The 24,208-nt window shown below is 40.3% G+C and carries 17 protein-coding genes and 2 pseudogenes; 3 read left to right on the top strand and 16 right to left on the bottom strand.

Annotated features, from left to right (window positions below; genetic code table 11):
- Positions 1 to 82: 82 nt before the first annotated feature.
- Positions 83 to 2,857 carry a two-component sensor histidine kinase BarA gene (gene barA / locus CW745_RS11105; protein ID WP_101108752.1) on the top strand — a complete coding sequence of 925 codons (2,775 nt, stop codon included), beginning with the start codon at positions 83 to 85 and terminating at the stop codon, positions 2,855 to 2,857.
- 18 nt (positions 2,858 to 2,875) lie between these two features.
- Here barA and CW745_RS11110 read toward each other — a convergent pair whose 3' ends face one another.
- Positions 2,876 to 3,952: a mechanosensitive ion channel family protein gene (locus tag CW745_RS11110; RefSeq protein ID WP_101108753.1), complete on the bottom strand. Its 1,077-nt coding sequence runs from the start codon at positions 3,950 to 3,952 to the stop codon at positions 2,876 to 2,878.
- Positions 3,953 to 4,154: 202 nt separating this feature from the next.
- Between CW745_RS11110 and CW745_RS11115 the strand changes: the two genes are divergently transcribed.
- Complete coding sequence (locus tag CW745_RS11115) at positions 4,155 to 5,690, top strand: glycosyl hydrolase family 18 protein (protein WP_101108754.1); 1,536 nt, start codon at positions 4,155 to 4,157, stop codon at positions 5,688 to 5,690.
- 113 nt (positions 5,691 to 5,803) lie between these two features.
- Here CW745_RS11115 and cgtA read toward each other — a convergent pair whose 3' ends face one another.
- The 3 genes from cgtA to rplU form a co-directional block, all read right to left on the bottom strand.
- Positions 5,804 to 6,976, bottom strand: a complete 1,173-nt coding sequence (gene cgtA, locus CW745_RS11120) for an Obg family GTPase CgtA (protein ID WP_101108755.1) — start codon at positions 6,974 to 6,976, stop codon at positions 5,804 to 5,806.
- Positions 6,977 to 7,132: 156 nt separating this feature from the next.
- Complete coding sequence (gene rpmA, locus CW745_RS11125; RefSeq protein WP_101108756.1) at positions 7,133 to 7,390, bottom strand: 50S ribosomal protein L27; 258 nt, start codon at positions 7,388 to 7,390, stop codon at positions 7,133 to 7,135.
- Between the two features lie 16 nt (positions 7,391 to 7,406).
- Positions 7,407 to 7,718, bottom strand: coding sequence for a 50S ribosomal protein L21 (rplU, locus tag CW745_RS11130; protein ID WP_101108757.1), 312 nt, complete (start codon positions 7,716 to 7,718; stop codon positions 7,407 to 7,409).
- A gap of 343 nt (positions 7,719 to 8,061) precedes the next feature.
- On the opposite strand from rplU, the gene ispB reads away from it, so the two are divergent.
- Positions 8,062 to 9,033, top strand: coding sequence for an octaprenyl diphosphate synthase (gene ispB / locus CW745_RS11135; RefSeq protein ID WP_101108758.1), 972 nt, complete (start codon positions 8,062 to 8,064; stop codon positions 9,031 to 9,033).
- A 43-nt stretch (positions 9,034 to 9,076) separates the two neighbouring features.
- On the opposite strand, the gene CW745_RS11140 is transcribed toward ispB, so the two are convergent.
- From CW745_RS11140 to CW745_RS11190, 12 genes and pseudogenes are all read right to left on the bottom strand, one after another.
- The gene (locus CW745_RS11140) at positions 9,077 to 11,071 is read right to left on the bottom strand and encodes a Cache 3/Cache 2 fusion domain-containing protein (protein ID WP_101108759.1); all 1,995 of its coding nucleotides are present in this window, start codon (positions 11,069 to 11,071) and stop codon (positions 9,077 to 9,079) included.
- Positions 11,072 to 11,238: 167 nt separating this feature from the next.
- Positions 11,239 to 12,552: an adenylosuccinate synthase gene (locus tag CW745_RS11145; RefSeq protein WP_101108760.1), complete on the bottom strand. Its 1,314-nt coding sequence runs from the start codon at positions 12,550 to 12,552 to the stop codon at positions 11,239 to 11,241.
- Between the two features lie 150 nt (positions 12,553 to 12,702).
- On the bottom strand, positions 12,703 to 13,569 hold the full coding sequence (hflC, locus tag CW745_RS11150; protein WP_101108761.1) for a protease modulator HflC: 867 nt from the start codon (positions 13,567 to 13,569) through the stop codon (positions 12,703 to 12,705).
- A gap of 2 nt (positions 13,570 to 13,571) precedes the next feature.
- Entirely contained in the window at positions 13,572 to 14,747 is a 1,176-nt protein-coding gene (gene hflK, locus CW745_RS11155; protein WP_101108881.1) for an FtsH protease activity modulator HflK, read from the bottom strand.
- Positions 14,748 to 14,846: 99 nt separating this feature from the next.
- A complete protein-coding gene (gene hflX, locus CW745_RS11160) occupies positions 14,847 to 16,139 on the bottom strand; it encodes a ribosome rescue GTPase HflX (protein WP_101108762.1) in 1,293 nt (430 codons plus the stop codon).
- Between the two features lie 163 nt (positions 16,140 to 16,302).
- Positions 16,303 to 16,530, bottom strand: coding sequence for an RNA chaperone Hfq (gene hfq, locus CW745_RS11165; protein ID WP_101108763.1), 228 nt, complete (start codon positions 16,528 to 16,530; stop codon positions 16,303 to 16,305).
- A 129-nt stretch (positions 16,531 to 16,659) separates the two neighbouring features.
- Entirely contained in the window at positions 16,660 to 17,586 is a 927-nt protein-coding gene (miaA, locus tag CW745_RS11170; RefSeq protein ID WP_101108764.1) for a tRNA (adenosine(37)-N6)-dimethylallyltransferase MiaA, read from the bottom strand.
- Positions 17,579 to 19,414: a DNA mismatch repair endonuclease MutL gene (gene mutL / locus CW745_RS11175; protein ID WP_101108765.1), complete on the bottom strand. Its 1,836-nt coding sequence runs from the start codon at positions 19,412 to 19,414 to the stop codon at positions 17,579 to 17,581. The genes miaA and mutL overlap by 8 nt, the downstream gene beginning before the upstream one ends.
- A 20-nt stretch (positions 19,415 to 19,434) precedes the next feature.
- Positions 19,435 to 19,575 (bottom strand): annotated as a pseudogene (locus tag CW745_RS16935) (LysM peptidoglycan-binding domain-containing protein); the annotation flags it as partial.
- Between the two features lie 33 nt (positions 19,576 to 19,608).
- Positions 19,609 to 22,245: pseudogene (locus CW745_RS17050) on the bottom strand (LysM peptidoglycan-binding domain-containing protein); the annotation flags it as partial.
- A complete protein-coding gene (gene tsaE, locus CW745_RS11185) occupies positions 22,242 to 22,700 on the bottom strand; it encodes a tRNA (adenosine(37)-N6)-threonylcarbamoyltransferase complex ATPase subunit type 1 TsaE (RefSeq protein ID WP_101108767.1) in 459 nt (152 codons plus the stop codon). The gene tsaE and the pseudogene CW745_RS17050, both read right to left, overlap by 4 nt.
- Positions 22,700 to 24,202, bottom strand: a complete 1,503-nt coding sequence (locus CW745_RS11190) for an NAD(P)H-hydrate dehydratase (protein ID WP_101108768.1) — start codon at positions 24,200 to 24,202, stop codon at positions 22,700 to 22,702. The genes tsaE and CW745_RS11190 overlap by 1 nt, the downstream gene beginning before the upstream one ends.
- Positions 24,203 to 24,208 lie beyond the last annotated feature (6 nt).

Consider the following 24,208-nt stretch of genomic DNA (forward strand, 5'->3'; position numbering starts at 1 on the left):
ATGATTTGGCATTAAAATGAGCGGTCGAATAAAACAGGATCATTGCATTCATTTCATCGACTAAAAGATTAGATAAATACCTATGACAAAATATGGACTGCGCGCTCAAGTCATCACTTATACCATCTTACCTACCATACTAATTGGCGGGTTATTAGCGACCTATTTCACCATTAATCGTTATATGCAGGGGAATGATTTTCTTATTAACCGCGCGATTAATATTACCGAGCCTCTCGCGATTGCTAGCGAATATGGTATCCAAGATGAAACACGTACCATTTTAAGACGTATCATCGGCGCAACGCACCGAAAAAACAGTGCAATGATCAAAAGTATTGCTATTTTCGATGCCGAAAATAAACTCTTTGTGACCAGTAACTATCACCGCAATTTTCAACTATTAAAAATTGAGCAGGGGCAAAGTATTCCCGAAATAACTCAGGTGATTCACCATCTAGATAGTACAGTAATTCAAACCCCCATTATTGATGAATCCAATTTCTTAGAATATCAACTGACCTTTGATCAACCCCGTAAAGTAATCGGTTATGTTTCTTTAGAGATTAATCGCTCACAGGTAGATCTTCTCTTTTTCCGCGATGCTGCGTTATCATTGATCGTAGTATTAATGGGTATTATCGGCAGTCTCTTTTTTGCCTTTAGACAAGCCAAACGCATTACCGGTCCAATTACAGAGATGGCCTCTGTGGTTGAAAAAATTAGTCTTGGACGCCTTAATGCGCGTGTAGAAGGAAGTTATAGCGGGGAGATCGAATCCTTAAAAGATGGTATTAACCAGATGGGCTTTGCCATGTCAAAGCACCATGAAGAGATGCAAGATAATATTGACCAAGCAACCAGTGAATTGCGTGAAACCCTCGACTTGATGGAAGTGCAAAACATCGAGCTAGATATCACAAGAAAAGATGCGCAACAGGCGGCTTCGGTTAAATCAGAGTTCCTTGCTAACATGAGTCATGAGTTACGTACCCCACTCAATGGTGTTATCGGCTTTGCAAGACAACTTTTGAAAACTCAAATGACCACAAATCAAGTCGATTACCTGCAAACTATCGAGCGCTCTGCCGGTAATCTATTAAATATCATCAACGATATACTCGACTTCTCTAAATTAGAAGCGGGTAAATTAACCCTAGAGCATATCCCTTTTGATCTGCGTGAATGTATTGATGAAACCATGCATCTGCTCGCCCCAAGTGCACACGAGAAGAAACTTGAACTGAGTATGATGGTAGACTCCGAAGTCCCCTCTGATGTTCTGGGGGATGCAATGAGGCTACAACAAATTCTCACTAATCTGATTGGTAACGCGATTAAGTTTACCCAAGAAGGAAATATTGAGGTACAGATTCAACGTATCAGGCAAGAGGACGATGTTGATAATAATGTGACTCTGAAAATTATGATCTCCGACACCGGTATCGGTATTTCAGAAAAACAGCAACAACAACTATTTAAAGCATTTGGTCAAGCAGACTCAAGCGTAACACGCCAATATGGCGGTACAGGCTTAGGCTTAGTTATCACTCAAAAACTAGTTACTGAAATGCAGGGTAGTATAGATCTCGTTTCAGCACCTAACCAAGGCTCTACATTCTGGTTTACCATCACTATTGAAAAAAATAGCCACAGCCCATTAGAGCAATTGCCACTTGATCAACTGCAAAAGCAATCTATTTTAGTTTATGAAACTAATGAGTTTGCAGCCCGTGCTTGTTCGCAATTACTAAACCAGTGGCGAACCACACTTACCCTAGCGGAAACAGAGTTACAACTACAGCGAAGTCTAGACAAACAATACAGTAGTATTGTCATTGGCTATAGCCATTGCGATAACCTACAGCCCTTACTTAGTCATATCGAAAAAGCAAAATCGTTCACTAAAAACATTGTCGTTTTGATAAACTCCAGTGATCCAAGTATTTTTGAGATGATTCAAAAAATGGGGGTTAATCACTGCTTAAGCAAACCGATCAACCATAAGCATTTAGCCAATGTACTCGTCCCTGAAAATGAAAGTAGTCCAGAATTAATTGCACCACAAAATATACCGGCTTTAGTGCGAAAAGATATCAATGTCATGGCGGTCGATGATAATCCAGCCAATTTAAAGCTTATTCAAGCAATGCTTAATGATAGAGTTAATCATGTTACTACCTGCGTCAATGGCCAGCTAGCTGTAGATCAATCACAACTGCAAAAGTTTGATCTTATTTTCATGGATATTCAAATGCCAATACTTGATGGCATCAGTGCTTGCCTGAAAATTAAAGACGGCAACACCAATAATGAAACTCCAATTATTGCCGTAACAGCGCATGTTTTACCAGGAGAAAAAGAGCAGTTCCTGCAACAAGGAATGGATGATTGTTTAGCAAAACCGATAGATGAACACGCATTACAACAGATCATCAACAAATGGACACCTGACGCAAAATTACTTGAAAGCGTGGCACAAAATAGTCCTGATTCTCTGCCACCAACAAGCAATCACAATGTATCATTTGACTGGCAGTTAGCACTCAAACAATCTGCCGGCAAAGAAGACCTCGCGAAAGAGATGCTCACTATGTTGCTCGCAGACTTTCCAGAAATTGCAGAGTGCGCTAATAAAGCCATAAATAATGAGATTGATAACGTTCACCTTACCCAAGTAATCCATAAATTTCATGGTGGTTGTAGTTACAGTGGCGTACCTAAACTAAAGAAAATTGCAGCCGTGATTGAACAGGAGCTAAAACAGGGAATTAGCCCTGACTTATTAGAGCCAGAGCTATTGGAATTATTAGATGAATTAGAAAACGTTCAACGAGCGGCTTCAGAGTATCTTTAAAGTAGCCGCTGAATAAAACTATTCCGCATCTTTGGATATATGTAGTTGCCTTGTCGGGAAAGCAAATTGAGCATTGTTGTGGTCAACAATTTTAGCCACTTTAAGTAGCACATCCTGTTTAATGGAGTGAAACTCTACCCAATTTGTGGTTTTAGTGAAGGTATAAATAAAGAAATCTAAGGACGAATTATTAAACAGGTCAAAGTTCACGATAAGCGTTTGGCTTGTATCAATTTCAGGGTGATTTAGTAACATCTCGCGTACTTCCTGAATAATGGTTTCAACTTGATTAATATCGCCATAACGTAAACCAAAGTTTTCCTTGATACGACGGTTACTCATGCGAGAGGGGTTTTCAACCACAATTTGTGTGAATAAGCTATTCGGTACATACAAAGGGCGCTTATCAAAAGTACGAATACGTGTCACTCGCCAACCAATATTCTCGACAGTGCCTTCTATAGACTTATCAGGACTGCGGATCCAGTCTCCCACTTTAAAAGGTTTATCCATATAGACCATAATCGCACCAAACAAATTCGACAATAGATCTTTCGAAGCCATTCCGACAACTAATCCGCCCATACCACCAAAAGCAAGTACACCTGAAACGCTAACACCAAGCGTTTGCAAAACAGAGAGTAAAATAATGACCGAGATAGATAACTTAGCTAATTTCGCAACTGCAGTCACCGTCGTGGTATCGGTATTATCATCAGCGACATAAATCATTTCAGCTTGAGTAATAAAACGCCAAAATCCCCAACCAAGTAAGATTAAAATAGATATTTTTTGTACTAATGGCAGGTAATGCGAAATAAACAGCTGTTCACTTTCAGCGACAATGCGTAAGGCCATTGACCCACCCATTAGCACAATTAACCAATTAGTCGGTCGCGAAATAGCAAACCATACAATATCATCCCAGTGATTAGTCGTATTGACGATCATGCGTTCTATTTTGCTGGTCACAACACGCCAAACTAGTTGCACTAATAACGTAATTAGTAACACCAACGCAAAATTGGCAACCCAACTGCCAATATCCAGTGCCATTAAAAGTTTACTAAGATATAACTCAAACTGTTCAATCATCTTTCACCTAAAATATATAAAATTATTAACAACATCTATGGTACTGCTTATACACTAAGCAAACAAATTAAACTAAAAAGCAATAAGATAGCAAAAATCAGAATTGCGACCTCGATAGCTTGTATAACTTATAAGAAAACAATTATAATTGCACAAATAACAAACAACTTGTTATTACACAACGCTTACAAGGAATGTAGCTATGAAACTCAATAAAATAGTATCGTCTATGATACTTTGCTCTGCGATCGCCCTTCCCTCTATTTTTACACCAGCCATTGCTGATGTTGCAGACTCGGACTTTAAAAACGTCGGGTATATGCCAACTTATCGTGGCTATTTAATGGATAAAATAGAATTTTCTAAATTAACACATGTTATGTATTCGTTTGCTCGCCCTGATGCACAAGGAAATATTTACTTCTATGGGAGCGGAAGCGCTTCACAACTTGCGAGCTTGGTTGCAAAATCTGCAACAGCAAAAGTCGGGGTTGCATTAGGTGGCTGGGATGATAATTACAGCACTGCGCGTATCTTTGAAAATTTAACAGCCAATCCAACAACACGTACAAACTTAGTCAATAATATTGTGCAATTTGCAAAGACCCACAATATCGATGGTATTGATATGGATTGGGAACACCCAACAGCATCTTCGGCAAATAATTACACGCTGTTCATGACAGAACTTGCGGATGCTTTGCATGCAGAGGGCTTATTTTTATCGGCGGCCGTTATATCTTATGGTCCAATGGGAGCGCATGTACAGGATGCAGTCCTAGATAAACTCGATTTTGTAAATTTAATGGCTTACGACGCACAAGGTCACCCAGATGGGCATCACTCATCTATGCAGGTCGCCATTGAGTCTGTTGCTTACTGGAAAGGTCGTGGTATTGATCCTAAAAAGATTGTATTAGGAACACCTTTTTATTCTCGTGGTGCGGCAGTTGAAACCTATGCACAGATCATTGCTAGCTCTCCTGATAATGCTTGTTTAGATAATGCTAATGGACGAATGTATAACGGCATCCCGACAACACGTGCAAAAACACAATATGCCATCGACAATGTTGGCGGTATTATGAACTGGGAGCTAGGACAAGATAGCTTTACTCAATATTCTTTATTAAGTGCAATTGATGATGTAATTAATCAAGTACCTGATTATATTTGTGATACTGGTAATCCAGAAGTGACACCAACACCAACACCAACAGTGACGAGTACACCCACACCAGTGATCACACCGACACCGATTGTTAGTATTACACCGACACCTGTTGTGGGTGATATTACTGTCTTTATTCCAGGACAAACCGTGGCTAAAAATGGTGATATCGTCAGCTATCAAGGTAGTTGTTACCAAGCTAAAAACAACCCGGGAACATGGGAAGTACCAACAGCTTCGTCGTGGTTCTGGAATAGCGCACAGTGTTCAACGATTCCAACACCAACGCCTGTTATTACAGTAACTCCGAGTTTGACGCCAACACCGATTGTTACAGCAACACCGACACCGGTAGTCACTGCGACACCAACGCCGATTGTTACCTCTACACCAGTGGTGACACCAACGCCACTGCCAGAAATCACTGAAACGACATGGGATAAAAACAGCGTTTATAACAACGGTGATGAAGTGCTTGTGAATGGTGTTGTGTATACGGCTCGTTGGTGGACAAAGGGTGAAAACCCTGTAGATTCAACGCAATGGGGAGTTTGGAAAAAACAATAGTCTTGTTTTATAGTGGCAGTTTTGCAGTGACTGTTGTGTAAAGCGGCTAAATAAAAAAGCCACCGAGTTATTAACTCCGTGGCTTTTAATCAATCGATGCAGGCGAGTGGAAACTAATCGCGAACGTAGATCACTTCCATCGTCTCTTCATCTTCATCCCAATCATCGTCATCATCTTCAGCGACGTAATCTTCATTAACGCTGTCCATTGTTGACTCATGGTAATCATCCCATTGGAATTCGACCTGTTGGCGCTCTTCTTCAGCAGTGTACTCCGTTGGCATCTCTTCTAAGTGATCAGCCACATTCTGACATACCTCTTGCGTACCTGTTTTTGAAATAGCCGCAATTTTATAAACCGGCCCATCCCATTCAAGACGATCAATAACCGATTGCATCACCTCTTCAGCTTCTTCAGTTGGTAATAGATCTGTTTTATTAAAGATCAACCAGCGCTGTTTCGAGGCTAATTTCGGGCTATGCTTAGCGAGCTCTTCTAAAATTATTTCTGCATTATCAGCAGGATCAGTACCATCTGCCGGTAATAGATCAACCATATGTAATAAAACGCGACAACGTTCAAGGTGACGCAAGAAACGCGTTCCAAGCCCAGCCCCTTCTGAAGCACCTTCGATTAACCCAGGAATATCAGCAATTACGAAGCTACGACCGTGACCCATACTTACAACACCAAGGTTTGGAATAAGGGTCGTAAATGGGTAATCCGCAACTTTAGGTTTTGCTGCTGACACACTACGAATAAAAGTTGATTTACCCGCATTTGGAAGTCCTAACATACCAACATCAGCTAACAAGAGAAGCTCTAATTGTAAATGACGAATCTCTCCCGGCGTTCCATCGGTCTTTTGACGAGGTGCACGGTTAGTACTGGTTTTAAATCGTGCATTACCAAGGCCATGGAAGCCACCTTTAGCGACTAATAGCTTTTGACCTTCAGTGGTTAAATCGCCGATTACCTCACCCGTATCTTCATCGCGAGCACGTGTACCAATAGGCACAGGAATCACTAAATCTTTACCACGAGAACCTGTACAATCACGCGTTTGTCCATTCTCTCCACGCTCAGCTGCGTAGAAACGTACAAAACGGAAATCAACAAGGGTATTTAAATTCTCATCTGCTTGAAGGTAGACATCACCACCATCGCCACCATCGCCACCATTAGGGCCACCACGTGGGATATATTTTTCTGTACGAAAGCCGACACAGCCGTTGCCACCATCTCCAGCGTCAACCTTAATTTTTGCTTCATCAACAAACTTCATTACAACCTCCAAGAAAAACATGCACAACATTTTGCTGCGCACTGATTATACCTATTTCTATTAAACATAGATCACATTTTTATGGGTAATAGAGATAGATAAGTAAAAAAAAAGCCCCGCATAAGCGAGGCTTTAGAATCTTACTTCGAAACTGAATTATTCAGCAACGATGCTCACGTATGAACGTAGTGGTTTACCTTTCTTTTCGAATTTAACTGTACCAGTTTCTTTCGCGAAAAGAGTGTGATCTTTACCAAGACCAACATTTAGGCCAGCGTGGAATTTAGTACCACGTTGACGTACAAGGATATTACCAGCTAATACAGACTCGCCACCAAAACGTTTAACACCTAAGCGTTTACTTTCTGAATCACGACCGTTATTAGTACTACCACCAGCTTTTTTATGTGCCATTTTTAATAACTCCTAATTAAGCGTTAATCGCAGTAATTTTAACTTCAGTAAACCACTGGCGATGACCAGCTTGAGTACGTGAATGTTTACGACGGCGGAACTTAACGATTTTAACTTTTTTACCACGACCGTGTGCAACTACTTCAGCAGTTACTTTACTTCCGTCTACGTATGGAACACCAACTTTGATGTCGTCTGCGTTTGCTACTAGAAGAACTTTATCAAATTCAACAGTTGCGCCAGCTTCTACATCTAGTTTTTCCAAACGAAGAGTTTGTTCTACAGCAACACGGTGTTGCTTGCCACCACTCTGGATAACAGCGTACATGTTTATTACTCCGTTCAGGCGTCTCGTGCTATTCATCTAGGAACCAGCATCGAGAGCACACTTATTAATCACAATGGAGGCGGAGTTTACGGCAATTAATGTCACTTGGCAATAATAAATGGAAAAAATAATAGAAATAGTTGCAACTTCTATTCCACATTACAAATAGACGATTTTACGAGTAAACAAAAACACTAAATATCAACGAGTTGATAAAAAAAGGTGCAGTGAATCTAGAAATGAAATTAGTTATTATTATTTCCCATATCAGAGTTGAGATAAGTACTATAAAGGGCAATAATAAACACTTATTTTATCGCGCTTACTTCGGAACCGTTACATCATGGATATTAAACAGATTCAACAATTATCAAACAATGAAATGCTACAAGTAAACGCATTAATTCAAGCACAATTAACCTCTGATGTAGCGCTAATTAATCAACTTGGCTTTTATATCGTTAATAGTGGTGGCAAACGTATTCGCCCTTTAATCACTATATTAGCAGCTAAGGCACTTGATATACATAACGATAAAACCACTAAATTAGCCGCAATTATTGAATTTATTCATACAGCAACACTATTACATGATGATGTGGTAGATGAATCTGATCTTCGCCGTGGCGAGAAAACAGCGAATGCTCTTTTTGGTAATGCTGCCAGCGTTTTAGTGGGTGATTTTTTATATACACGCTCTTTTCAGATGATGACTGATTTACAAAACCTTAAAGTGATGGACGTTCTTTCAAATGCCACCAATGTCATTGCCGAGGGTGAAGTTTTACAGCTAATGAACTGTAACGACCCAGATACTACTGAAAAAAGTTATATGGATGTTATCTACTTTAAAACAGCTAAGCTTTTTGAAGCTGCTACGCAATTAGTCGCAGTTTTGGGTGAACAGCCCACTGAAATTGAACAAGCTTTGTTAAATTATGGAAAATATCTCGGTACCGCTTTCCAGCTAACAGATGATGTGATGGATTATAACTCTGACGCCTCTGAAATGGGTAAAAACACAGGTGATGACTTAGCAGAAGGAAAACCAACATTACCATTACTTTATGCGATGCAACACGGTAACGAAACACAAGTCACCTTAATTCGAGATGCAATCGAAAAAGGCAACGGAATGGACCACTTTGATGACATTATGCAGGCATTAAAAGAAACCAACGCCTTATCATATACGCAACAACGTGCGCTAGAAGAAGCAGATAAAGCGATAGCCGCTATCTCGATTTTACCTGAAAACGATTATAAACAAGCCTTGATTAGCCTTGCACACTTAGCGGCCAATCGTAAAAACTAGTGGACATGCCGTTACAACTCGCAACGGCAGTAGCTCACTAAATTTAGCTAAAGTAAGCGACCTTATCACTTAAATCACTAGATAATCGATGCAGTTGCGTTGCGCTATCTGCATTTTCTACCGCAGCTTTATGGTTATCACTATTCAGTGTACTAATACGATTTGCATTAGCAGATATCTCTTGTGTCACAAGCGCCTGCTCTTCTGAAGTCGCGGCAATAGCATCAGATTGTTCTGCAATTAATACGACCTGATTAGCAATACTCTTGAGTGACTCTCCAACTTCAAAAGCATGTGAAGTTACTATACTGCCACGCTCTTCACTTTTCTCCATCATATTGACTGCGCTGGATGTACATTGGCGTAACTGTTCCATAATCGTAACTACTTCTTTAACCGACTCCTGCGTTCTAGCGGCTAATGTGCGGACTTCATCGGCAACTACGGCAAAACCTCGCCCTTGTTCCCCAGCGCGTGCGGCTTCAATGGCTGCATTCAAAGCCAGCAAATTAGTTTGCTCCGCAATTTCATCAATCATCTTAGTGACACTTTGAATGTTATCGCTTTCTTGACTGACTTTTTTGATCGCCTCTGAGGATGCTTTGAGTTGTGAATTTAATTCACTAATATCGGTTGTCATCTCAATAACTAAAGAAGAGCCTGAATGCGCATCATTTTTGGCAATATTAACACTGCTCGCAATCTCTTCTATCTGCTGTGCAGATGATTGCGCCGTCGCAGCTATCTCCTCTATTGCAGCCACAACTTGGTCTATTTCCATCTGTTGTTGCTGAGACATCTCCAAGCTACTGTCTGCGTTCCCAGCCACACTATTAGATTGTTGATGTAGTTTATTACTATTTTTTCGTAAACCAGTTACCAGCTCATTTAACTGTGTTGCCATGGTATGCACACCATGTATTAATTTATCAACCTCATTCTGAGAATCAGGCGTAGTTTCACCGACATTAAAGCTAACCTCTCCATTACCTAACCGTTGCATATAGCCGGTTAAAGATTTTAACGGCGTGATCATTTTACCGACAAAAATAATCATAATTAATAAGGTAAAGCCACCTACTAATGCTGAAATTGTAATAATAGTCAGTAAGAGTTGCTTACTTTCTCTGGTTATTTCAGCGACGGTTGTTCCCCCAACTAGCTTCCATTGCCAGCCTGGCACATTAGCATAAACAAGATAACTAGCTTGATTACTTTTATCTGTATATTGAACAACACCTTGTTCAGAGTTAAATAAAGAGGAGAGGATTTTTCCTACTAATGGTGCACTATTTTTCGTAGGGAAGAGATAACTGCCTTTATCTTTTTCAGCATTACTCAAGACAAAACTTTCACCGGTTTCTCCCCAGCGAATATTAGCAAGGTTTGCAAAAACTTCTTCAGTGGCAACCCCAATTGGAATTCCAATAAAAGAAATGGCAACGATCTGACCTAGATTATTTTTAATAGGTTCATAATAGGTTAAATATTCATCACCAAATAAATCGACTTTGGCATAATACGGACTACCAGTCGTTAATGATTGATAGCCATCGTGTTGCTTACCTAATAAAGTGCCAACAGCACGCTGACCATTTTCTTTTTTCAAAGAGGTAGAGACACGTAAAAAATCATCACCTGATTTTAAAAACAACGTTGCGATTGCCCCCGTATCACGATAAAAAAGATCCACTTCATCAAAGTGGTTGATCACTGAAACGCCATTAATAGTAGCGTTATTGACGCGATGTCCATTAACTATCACCACATCATTTTGTAGCGTTAACCCACGAAGGTAGGCATGCTGGAAAGTTGAACCAAGTTTTTCAGCATTTTCTAGATAAGTACCAAATTGGCTTGATATAGTGGTTGCGAGCGCACTTACACGCGACTGTTGTTCAGCTAACGTACGATTTAATAGTACTTGTGAAATGTTTTTATAAACGAGTACTGCAATAGTTGAAAAACCTAATACCAAACATAAGCTGATAATAGAGACCATTTGAACCGTTACGGTTCGGTTTTTGTAAGCTTTCATAGATGACTTCTCCTTTTATACTCATAAAAGAGTAGTTAGGAGCAAATAAAAGACAAGTAAATATCAAATTAAAGATCGGTTTAATTGACTAAAGTCATCTTTAAAAAAAAGCCCTTATCATGTGACCATGATAAGGGCTTATATTAATTAAGTTTATTAATCATTAATTAAACAAATGGATTCACTTGAATCATTGTTTCATTACGATCAGGGCCAGTAGAGATGATATCCATTGGCACACCAGTTAACTCTTCTAAACGCTTAATGTAAGCTTTTGCATTTTCAGGTAATGCATCGTAAGAAGTAACACCAAATGAAACCTCACTCCATCCAGGCACTGTTTCATAGACAGGAACAGCTACTTCGTAACCATCAGCAGACATTGGAGGCACATCCACTACTTTACCATCAGGCATAGTGTAACCAGTACAGATTTTAATCTCTTCTAAACCATCAAGTACATCAAGTTTAGTTAAGCAGAAACCAGTAATACTGTTTAGTTGTACTGCACGTTTAATTGCAACAGCATCAAACCAACCTGTACGACGTAAACGCCCTGTTGTTGCACCAAACTCATGACCAACTGTACCTAAATGGTGACCAGCTGGGTCTAATTTATCAACGCCATCATAAAGCTCAGTCGGGAAAGGCCCAGAACCAACACGTGTGGTATAAGCTTTAACAATACCTAAAACGTAATTTAGGTGTGTTGGCCCAAAACCACTGCCCGTAGCCACGCCACCCGCAGTAGTATTTGAAGAGGTTACATAGGGGTATGTACCATGGTCGATATCAAGTAGAGTACCTTGCGCACCTTCAAACAGGATATTGTCACCACGTAGGCGTGCTTTATCTAGCTCATCGGTAACATCAATAACCATGCTGATTAGCAATGGTGCCATCTCAGTCATTTGTGCAAGTACATCTTCATAGCTTACAGGGTCTACTTTGTAGTAATGCTCTAACTGGAAGTTATGGTATTCCATTACTTCTTTTAGTTTTACTGCAAATGTTTCCATGTTGAATAGATCATCAACACGTAATCCACGGCGAGAAACTTTATCTTCGTAAGCAGGACCGATACCACGACCAGTAGTACCGATTGCTTTATTACCACGTGCTTTTTCACGCGCCATGTCTAATGCCACATGGTAAGGTAAAATAAGAGGACAGCCTTCACTGATAAATAGGCGCTCTTTTGCAGGAATACCTTTATCAGTAAGCATGTTCATCTCTTTGAACAATGCATCAGGTGCTAATACAACACCATTACCGATAACACATTTTACGTTTTCACGCAGGATGCCTGATGGGATAAGATGAAGAACCGTTTTCTCCCCATCGATTACCAATGTATGACCCGCATTGTGTCCGCCTTGATAACGAACTACCCATTGTGCTTTGTCTGTTAGTAGGTCTACAACCTTACCTTTACCTTCGTCACCCCATTGAGTGCCAAGAATTACTACGTTTTTTCCCATCAGAATCACATGTCTCTAGCGAATTGAGCGGGGATTTTAGCAAATATTAATTACCTTGATCAATCTCTTTATGAGTAAATCACTATTTGTTTAAATTTCAGGCGAAAAAAAAGGCAACTAAGTTGCCTTTTAAAATAGATGGAGTAAGTGTTAATCCTTACTATTCATGAACTTAAAGAACTCTGAATCTGGACTTAACACCATCACGTCATCTTTACCTGAAAAGCTTTTTTCATAAGCTTGCATACTACGTAGGAAAGCAAAGAAATTTGTGTCTTGTGCATAAGCATCTGCATAAATCTTAGCGGCTAACGAGTCACCGTTACCACGAACCTCTAAAGACTCTTTGTTAGCTTGCGCTAACATAACAGAAACCTTACGGTCAATATTTGCACGAATCACTTCTGACTTCTCTTGACCTTGAGAACGATGCTCTCTTGCTACCGCTTGACGCTCAGCACGCATACGCTTATAAACACTGTTACTTACTTCATCAGGCAGGTTAATCTTTTTAATACGTACATCAACAACTCTGATCCCCAACTCCGATGAACGAGCCATACGTTTCAATGCGGTTTCCATTACTTCACCACGTTTACCAGAAACAATTTCCTTAATCGTGTGGGAACCAATTTCATTACGCAAACCATTATTAATTTTACGTTTTAATAACGCTTCTGCTTGCATCTTATTACCACCTGTTGCCAAGTAATAAACAGACAGGTCAGCAATTTGCCATTTAACGTAAGAGTCAATGATCAGATCTTTTTTCTCTGAGGTTACAAAACGATCCGCTTGATCGTCTAATGTTTGAATACGAGTATCCATAATACGTATCGAGTCAATAATCGGCACTTTAAAGTGTAGCCCAGGGCCAAATACAACTGGGTTGCCCTCTGCATCACGTTTAACCTTGCTAAACTGCATGACGATACCGCCCTGCCCTTCTGACACGACAAATGCACTACTGATGAAACCTAAAAACAGTATGATAGGTAAAATTAAAAGTTTATTCATAATTACTCTCTCCCGCCACTGCGGCTACTACGAGATAATCTCTCACTTGTTGAACTCCGTTCATCTAAATCAGCTTTTTCATCCGCACGTGAGCGCGTTTCTATTTCACTTGAATAAGGCGCTTCTACCTCCTTGGTTTTACTCATTAGTTTATCTAATGGTAAGAAGGTCAAGTTACCGCCCGCTTTATTATCAATTAACACCTTAGAGCTGTTATTAAGTACCGACTCCATTGTTTCGATATAAATACGCTGACGTGTTACTTCTGGATTTGCTTGATATTGAGGCAGTAGGTTTTTAAAACGTGCAACTTCACCCTCTGCTCGCAAGACTAAACCTTCGCTGTAAGCTTGTGCTTGCTGCTCAATACGTTTAACTTGACCACGTGCAATCGGCTCTTTTTCACGCTCATAAGCTTCAGCTTCACGTACAAAACGCTCTTCATCTTCTTGCGCTGCAATAGCATCATCAAAAGCGGCTTTAACCTGCTCAGGAGGACGTGTTTGCTGTAAGTTCACATCAACAATATCGATACCAAGATCATAAGGCTCTATAATTTTATCAACCATTTCCCATGTATCTTGACGAACCACTTCACGGCCTGTTGTTAATACATCATCCATGGTTGAGTGACCAACCACAAAACGCAGAGAGCTATCTAATGCCTGTAATAAGCTGTTATCAGCATTAGTAACACTAAACAGATATTTTTCAGGCGATACTATACGGTATTGAATTTCCATGCCTACAGTGACGATGTTTTCGTCTTCAGTTAGCATAAATCCCGTTGTTGGCATGGTACGGAACGCTTCAACATTGATAGGAATAATTTCATCAATAAATTTTGGATTCCAATGTAAGCCAGGTTCAACTTGGCTATGATAAGCACCAAAACGTAACACTACACCACGATCAGACTCTTTAATGGTGTACCAACCACTAACAAACCAGACCACAAATAACAACGCTGCAATAGCAATGACAGCGAACTTTCCGCCACCACTTTTATTACCGCCACTTCCTGATGATGGTTTTTTACCAAATAAACCACCGAAAAGGTCAGACATTTTCTGAAATACAACATCTAGATCAGGTGGCCCCTGCTCATTTTTTTTGCCGTTATTCTGCCACGGGTCTTGATCTTTCTTACCGTCTTTCCCCGGTTCATTCCAAGCCATCCAAGCCATTTTAGCCCTCGATATGTAAGTAATTAAATTTAAAATATTAATGTAGCAATGATCTTAACAAGAATAAAGCTACTATGACATATTATGTTACTATTTATTTTGCACAATACACGCTTCTAGCGCACCATCAAACTGTTTTCGTAAACGCGATAGATCAACATTGTTAATGCGAATATCTAATATGCAGTCCCCATTTTCGTCATAACTTTCATTATCAATACAATTGAGCTCATAAAACGCTGCGCGTAATTTGCCCTGTGCAGGCGGAATAGCGAGTTGCAAAGCACGAATTTGCCCAGATAATAATGAACTTAATGCTTCAAAAAGTAACTCAACACCTTCACCAGTACGAGCCGATAGCCAAACGCGCATCGGTTTTTCTTCATCATCAAAGTCAATCCGTGGCGAAACATCATCAAAAGCATCAATTTTATTCATGATAATCAACTGTGGAACATCACCAGCATCGATATCAGTCAATACACGCTCTACAGCATCAATATTGCCTCGATAGTTTTCATCAGAGCAATCAACGACATGCAATAGCAATGTTGCTTCTCTTGTTTCTTGAAGAGTAGCTTTAAAAGCGGCCACTAAATCATGCGGTAAATGACGAACGAAACCAACCGTATCAGCTAAGATACAATTACCCACATCGCCTATTTCGATTTGACGTAAAGTAGGGTCGAGTGTCGCAAAGAGTTGGTCGGCTGCATACACCCCCGCATCGGTGATTTGGTTAAACAGTGTGGATTTACCTGCATTGGTGTAACCCACTAATGATACGGTAGGTACCTCTGCGCGTTGACGAGCGCGACGGCCTTGATCACGTTGTTTAGCAACTTTTGCCAAACGCCCTTTGATGGCTGTGATACGAGCACTTAATAAACGCCTATCTGTTTCTAGTTGAGTTTCCCCGGGGCCACGCATGCCTACACCACCTTTTTGTTTATCTAGGTGACTCCAACCACGAATAAGGCGCGTTGACATAAAGCGAAGCTGCGCTAATTCAACTTGTAATTTACCTTCGTAGGTACGTGCACGCTGTGCAAAAATATCTAAAATTAGCGCTGTTCTATCTAGCACTAAACATTGGCAGATAGCCTCTAAATTACGCTGCTGTGCAGGTGTTAATGAGTGATTAAAAATAACCACATTAGCCCCTAAAGTTTGCACTGTATCAGCAATTTCTTGGGCTTTACCGGTACCAACAAAATAACGTGCATGGGGAGACTTTCGAGGGCCTGTTACTGTGCCAACAGTTTCGACACCAGAAGAACTGACTAATAGCTTAAGCTCGTCAAGATCCTCTTTTTTTTCATCATCAGAAAAAGTGATATGAACTAAGACAGCCTGTTCACCGGCTTCATAACGATCAAACAAATAATTGCTCCAAAATAGGAAATAGAAAATAGAAAAGAAGTAGGTTATTTCAATCTGATAAATAACATACAGACCAATAATCCTACCATAGTAGTTTAAATTTTGGATAAAAAAATGGCTTACATAAGCAAGCCATAAGATATGTTATATGTGAATACAATAATTACTCAACATGCGGAATGGTCGGCACTGCCCGTGCAGGTACCACCGTTGAAATAGCATGTTTATAAACCATCTGACTGACAGTGTTTTTCAATAAGATAACAAATTGATCAAATGATTCAATTTGCCCTTGTAGCTTAATACCATTAACTAAGTAAATTGATACAGGAATACGTTCTTTACGTAATGTATTCAAAAATGGGTCTTGTAATGATTGTCCTTTAGCCATCGTTATTCCCTACATTATTTTTATTATTAATTTTAGTGAAGCCAGTATAAACAATGGTTAAATAAAAACCGATTTGAATGTTAAATTTATGATCAGTAACACTTTCTAAACACTAGCGTAGAATAATATTTACGACATAAATGCTGTTCTACAGATTTCAAAATTATTTTCATCTCCGCTCTCAAGCCATTTTATCTCGCTTTTCCAGCCTCGAAGCCAAGTCATTTGTCGCTTAGCAAGCTGCCTAGTTGCTACCACACCGCGGAAAACCATCTCTTGATGATCCATCTTACCATCAAGGTATTCCCACATTTGTCGATAGCCTACACAACGCATCGAGGGTAAATCTAAATGTAAGTCACCACGATTTCGTAAACGTTCAACTTCTTGCTCAAAACCCGCAGCGAGCATAAGCTCAAAGCGACGTTCGATACGCTCATGCAGTACGGACTTTTCAGCCGGAGCAATGGCAAACTGCTTAAAAGTAAATGGTAAGGAATCACTTTTAGTTTCCGTTAATTGGGTCATGCTTTTACCCGATATCCGGTATACCTCAATGGCACGTGATAAGCGTTGCGGATCATTAACATGAATACGTTTAGCTGAAACCGGATCAATCTCTGTCAATTGATCATGTAGATACTGCCACCCAAATTGCTCAGCCTCAGCCTCTATGTCAGCCCGAATTGCTACGTCTGCACTTGGCAATGGTGATAAACCATCAATTAATGCTTTGTAATAAAGCATGGTGCCCCCAACTAATAGAGGGGTTTTGCCACGCGCAACAATTTCATGCATTAAACGAATTGCATCATCGCGGAAATCCCCCGCTGAATAAGCTTCTAACGGGTCAATAATATCCACTAAGGCATGTGGCGCTTCCGTTAACTCTGCTTGAGTCGGCTTAGCCGTGCCGATATCCATACCTTTATAGATCAGAGCAGAATCGACACTGATAATTTCACAGTCACACTCGGTCGCTAAACGAATAGCCAGATCTGTTTTTCCAGAAGCCGTTGGCCCCATTAAAAAAATAACGTTAGGTAATTCATTCATCTGAAAAGCCTTGTAATAAAAGAGTAAGATCAGGCCTGATATAAAGTGCATTTTGTGCCATTAACTCTGATGTTGAAAAGCGTGACAATAACGCAGTTACAGCACTGACATCAAATGACTTATCGGTACTAATTTGCTGGATCATAAAATCGCAAAAAGCATCTATCTGTGTGTCGCTTAACGGCGCATCAATGGTACTTAAATAATCAAACAACAGAGGTAATATTTTACCAATGGGAGCCTGACGGAGTAGCGCAGGAACTTTGCTAATAATAAGTTTGTTTGTCTGATTTTTAAAGCTAAAACCCAAACGCAAAAACAGCGATTCAAAGCGTTCACTAATTTGCAACGAAGCATCATTGAGTATGATACGAACAGGGAGCAGGAGAGGCTGTGATATCACTTCACCATTTTGCCAAGCTTCTAACAAAGAATGCTTTTCAACATATTGATAACATCGTGGCAGAGAAACTAACAGCAATTCATTTAGCGACTTAACCTTAACTAAAGCATGACGGTTATCGACCAAACTAAGCAGTTCAAAATCTGATTGAGACTGATTATCTACTGTCCCATTTAAAGGTTGATGTGACTCACTAACAAAGTCACAGTAGGCATTTACCTGTCGCTCATCTAATGGGGTCGGCTTATATAGTGTTTGATAATGTGGTTGGGCGTTCCCCTGTTCACCACTTTGGTTTCGAGGCTCACTATAATTATTACTTTTTACTCCCGCGCTACTTTCTCTATTAGATGAAAGTGGTGATTGAGGAGGCTGATAGTCATGTTCATATTGCTGGTGCGATTGGTGTGCATCTTCACTATTTAAGGTCATTGATAAGGTACTAACAATATAATCATGCACCCACCTTGCTTGATGAAAACGTACTTCGTGTTTAGAAGGGTGCACATTCACATCTACTTGCTCAGCTGGACAATGAATGTAAATAACATAACCGGGAAACTGACCTTCAGGTAATAAACGCGCATAGGCTTGCTTAATGGCATGGTTTACCAATTTATCGCGGATCATACGCCCATTAATATAGCAGTACTGCACATCACCTAGTAACCGAGGTGATAACCTATCTGAAATCCATCCTGAGATCTTAAGGTAATTTGCTGTATTACTATTTTCTTCGCTACTAAAGGACAGCGCGCTTTTTACAAAGCTCTCACTACAGATACTAGCAAGGCGCTTATCTATTTGTGCGGAAGTTTGCGCTGCTCGATACTGGCGAATAATTTTTCCGTTATGTCTTAACACAAAACCAATATCAAATGAGCTTAATGCAATACGACGAATCAATTCATCAATATGCTGAAACTCTGTTTTTTCGGTTTTCAAGAAACGGCGTCGTGCAGGTGTGTTAAAAAACAGATCTAATACTTCAACGGTAGTGCCTTGTGGGTGTGCAGCGGGTTGAATATTCACCTGCATATCACGTCCCTCAGCAACAGCTTGCCAAGCCTGATCTTGGTCACTTGGTTTAGACGTAAAGGTTAAACGCGAGACTGAACTGATACTGGCCAGTGCTTCACCGCGAAAGCCAAGACTAACAATTGCTTCAAGGTCATCAAGATGGCTAATTTTACTTGTTGCATGGCGACTTAACGCTAGCGTAAGTTGGTCTTTACAGACACCGACACCATTATCCTTAATGCGGATACATTTAGCACCACCTTTTTCGATATCAATCTCAATACGAGTTGCACCGGCATCCAAGCTATTTTCAATTAATTCTTTTACCACCGATGCAGGTCGCTCAACCACTTCACCTGCAGCAATTTGGTTTGCGAGGCGAGCGGGTAAAATTTCGATTGCCATGTTGATTTAATCCGAAGAGTTTAAGTCGTTGGAATAGTAAGCAGTTGTCCAATTGCCAGCGAGTTAGAGCGCAGTTTATTGATCGATTTAATCACTGAGGCACTAGTACCATAACGCTTTGCTATCACTGACAATGATTCACCACTTCGTACTTTATGAGTGGTGAGCTTATCTGCATTTGCAGGTATTTTTATCTTTTGTCCAATCGCCAAAGTTGTTGAACGTAAGTTATTATGTTTCTTTAACACCAATGAACTGGTGTTATATCGTGATGCAATCACCGACAAAGATTCACCACTACGTACTTTATGTACTGTTGCCTTTCGTGAAACAGTGCGCTCAACAACTGCACCATCAACAGGAATTTTTAATTTCTGGCCAATGGCCAATGTGGTAGAGCGCAATTTATTATACTTCTTCAGCTCACTACTACTGTAACCATAGCGTTTTGCTATCACCGAAAGAGATTCACCACTTTGAACTATGTGTAGCGATGGTTTTTCAGGTACAGATGATTTCGCTATTACAGTGCTTGCATTGGGGATTTTTAGTTTCTGGCCAATAGCCAATGAAGTAGAACGAAGCTTATTATAGGACTTTATCGCATTGCTAGAAGTTGCATATTTTTTAGCAATCACAGAAAGTGATTCACCACTACGCACAATATGGACACTAGGTGGGTGAATAAGCGTTGCTTTCACTGGCGTTTCAGCCACTTGCGAAGCAACACCAGGAATTTTAATTTTTTGGCCGATTGCTAAGCTCGTTGAGCGTAAGTTATTAAAGGTTTTTAATTCCTTGCTTTGCTTTCCATATTTTTGCGCGATAACAGAAAGTGATTCACCTTTACGTACTGTATGCACGGTTGCTAGGGAGGTTCTGGATACCACTGGCGCCTTCACCGGTGTACTCACTACTTGAATAGCCTCCCCTGGGATTTTTAATTTTTGTCCAATCGCCAATGACGTTGAACGAAGTTTATTAAAGGTTTTAATATCACTGCTCGACGTACCATATTTTTCCGCAATAACGGAAAGTGACTCACCTCTACGCACTGTATGTACTGTTGCTATTGACGCGACGGGTGCTTTTAATGGCCGACTTGCCACTTGAGAAGCTACTCCTGGTATTTTTAATTTTTGTCCAATTGCCAATGATGTCGAGCGTAATTTATTATACGTTTTTAATTCATTACTCTGTTTACCATATTTTTGTGCGATCACTGACAGTGATTCACCTTTACGCACCGTATGCACTGTTGTAGCAGTTACATCAGACGTAGTAACAAAAGTATCAGTAGGTATTTTAATTTTTTGACCAATAGCCAATGACATGGAGCGTAATTTATTAAAGCTTTTAAGCTCTTGTGTCGTGGTTTGGTAACGTTTAGCAATAACCGAAAGTGATTCCCCACTTTTTACTTTATGAATCGTCGGTTTTGACAAAATAGAATCTGGCGCAGGAACCACTGCAATCGGATCAGGTTTTACCACTAATCGATAATTGGGTGGTATTTTTAATACTTGACCGATACGTAATGAAGAAGATTTTAAACGATTATAAGACTTTAACTCTTTTGAAGTGACGCTGTAACGCTCAGCTAAAATTGACAGAGACTCGCCACTGCGCACAGTATGTTTGATCGCACGTTTTTTTTGCGCAAATAAAGAGTCGTGTGGAGGAGACTCTCTAAAGTGACTGTAAATACCTTTGAAAACTGCATTTGCCACTTTATTTTGATATTGCGCTTGGTTAAGTAACCGCTCTTCACGATGATTGGTAATAAAACCAGCTTCAACCAAAATAGAGGGGATGTAAGGCGATTTAAGCACAGCTAAACTTGCACCCACCGGTTTTTTCTTATGTAGTTTTGTTATCCGGCCTAGCTCTTTGACAACTAAGTTTCCAACATCAGATCCAACCTGCATGGAGTTAGATTTGGACATATCAAAGAAAACTTTATTCAAAAACGGAACACTGCTCGCGGCTTCAGACGCCTGACCTTTACCCCCTAGTAACTCAGAATGAACTTCGTGGCGTTCCATTCTCCGTCCCATTTCAGAGTTTGCACGACGATCAGATAGAATCCACACTGATGCTCCACTGGGTTGACTAGAACTAAAACCATCAGCATGAATAGAAACCAAAAAGTCTGCTTTACCTTTTACGGCAAGCTCTGAGCGTTTATTTAAATTAACGTAATAATCGCCTGTACGAATTAAAAAAGCACTCATACCCGACTGTTTGTTAATCCGTTTTTGTAAACGTTTAGCAATCTGTAGGGTAATTTTTTTCTCATAGCTAAACTTACCAATGGCGCCGGGATCTTCACCACCATGACCAGCATCAATGGCAATAATCACATCACGGCCAACACTCACAGGACTTACAGTTTTATCTGGCGTTGGTGTTGCATCAGCAACTTGGTGCGGTAAATCAATGACTAAGCGATGCCCATAGGGGTTAGCAGGAGGCAGTGTAAATACGTTCGCAATGCTTGCCTGTTTAAGATCTATCACTAAACGATAAGTGCCACTGCTATTACTTGCGCTGGCGCGAATGTTTTTAACTAGGGGGCCATCGTGAGAAATGGTTTTAAGATTAACTTTGCTACGAGTTGATTGAATATCCAATACAAGGCGGTTTGGTTTTTTTAAATAATGAATTTCATAATCGGGTTTACCACTTAAATCTAATACAACACGCGTATTATCGGGCGAAGGCCATGCACGCACACCTTTTAGTTGATTAGCCTGCGCACTGTTAAATGCGAATAATAAAAAGCTGACAATCAATAATTTGTATATAAAAAAGCGATCACTTAAATTCATAGTTTCTGTAAGACTTGTTTGCCTGTCTCTGTATTTGCTTGCAATGAAATAATACGTTGCTCACCATCATATCTGAGCGTTAAATCAATATCAGCTAACGGTAATACACCTTCACCTCGCTCTGGCCACTCAACTAGACAATGGCTATTATCGGCAAAATAATCTCGAATGCCCATAAACTCTAGCTCTTCAGGATCGCCTAAACGATAAAGATCAAAGTGATAAATATTCCAGTCAGCCAGTTCATAAGGCTCTACTAAAGTATAAGTGGGGCTTTTTACATTTCCCTCATGACCTAAGTTTTGGATAAAACCACGTGTTAATGTGGTTTTACCTGCACCTAAGTCACCATGTAAATAGATACAAGTTGCACTTGTACAAGCACTACTTAATCGGCCCCCAAAAGCAACGGTTTGCTCTGCATCACTTAACTTTTCTGTAAATAAATCAACCATTATGGATTAACCAACTTCCTGATATATGGGAAAAGATCACTGGCTAGTAGACCTCGTTCATCGGTTTCTGCTGCTGCATCGGCAGCTAAACCATGGATAGATACCCCTAAAATAGAGGCCTGTAGCGAATCTAACCCTTGTGCTAATAATCCGGCAATGATACCAGAAAGTACATCCCCCATGCCACCACTTGCCATGCCAGGATTACCAACATTCGCAACATATACCTGTTTTCCGTCACAAATTAGTGTGCCCGCTCCTTTCAAAATCACAACGCCACCAAAACTCCGTTGTAAATTGCGCACCGCACTGAAGCGGTCTTCTTCAATTTTACTGATTGAGCAACCTAATAAGGTTGCAGCTTCACCAGGATGGGGCGTTAACATCCAGTTTTCTTTCCAAGCAGGTTTATCCACCAGTAAGTTCAACGCATCAGCATCAACAACCACAGGTAGCTCACTTTCTAATACATAATCGAGTAATGTTTGTGCCCATTGATCACTACCTAAGCCAGGACCGATAGTTAAAACGGTTGCCCAGTTCTGTAAAATATTATTGGTTAATTTATTAAGCCCGATCCCCTCGCCCATTAACTCAGGTCGACCAGATAGAATAGTATGTAAATTCTCAGGTACTGTGAGTACTTTTACAAGACCGGATCCACATCGTAACGCGGCTTCTGATGCTAACCTTGCAGCACCAGGCATACCGACATTGCCTCCGATAACCAATGTTTTACCAAAAAAACCTTTGTGGCTAGTACGGGTTCGTGGAGTTAAGTAACCACTCACATCGCTATACGTTACTCTAGAGACAGTATTTTTACATAGCTGTTCAAATTCATTTTCGACACCAAGTCCTGAGAAATAAAGCGTTCCGCAATATTCAGCAGAGCGCCCGGTGAATAAACCTTGCTTTAATCCCACTAAACAAAGTGTGGCATCGGCATTAACAGCAACATCAGAAATATACCCTGTATCTGCATTTAACCCTGAAGGAATATCAACACTTAATACTGGTTTATTACTTTGATTGATTCGATGGATCAGTCGCTGATACTCTGCGCGAAGCGTACCTAGTAAACCAATACCTAATAGTGCATCAACAATGACATCACAGCGTTCAAAATCAGCTTGCTCAATGCCATCAATCACGCCTTGCTCAATACGCCAAGCATTCCTTGCTTGGGCTGCATCTCCAGTTAACTCACTAGCATCGCCTACTTGGCAAAGCTGAACATGTAGCCCTGCATCTTTAGCAATAGCTGCAAATACATACCCATCGCCACCATTATTACCTGAGCCTGTTAGCACCAGCACTTTTTTCGCTTCAGGAAAATGACTTGTAAAAAGTTGAAAGCAAGCTTGTCCAGCGCGTTTCATCAACCCATACAAGGTCGTGCCTGCTTGTTCAGCAGCAATGCCCTCAAAATCTTTTATCTGCTGAGCACGGTATAAAGAGTGTGGTAAACTTGCATTAACTTTTAGCTGTTCAGAAAGCATATTTTG

The organism is Psychromonas sp. psych-6C06 (assembly GCF_002835465.1).
Taxonomy (GTDB): Bacteria; Pseudomonadota; Gammaproteobacteria; order Enterobacterales; family Psychromonadaceae; genus Psychromonas.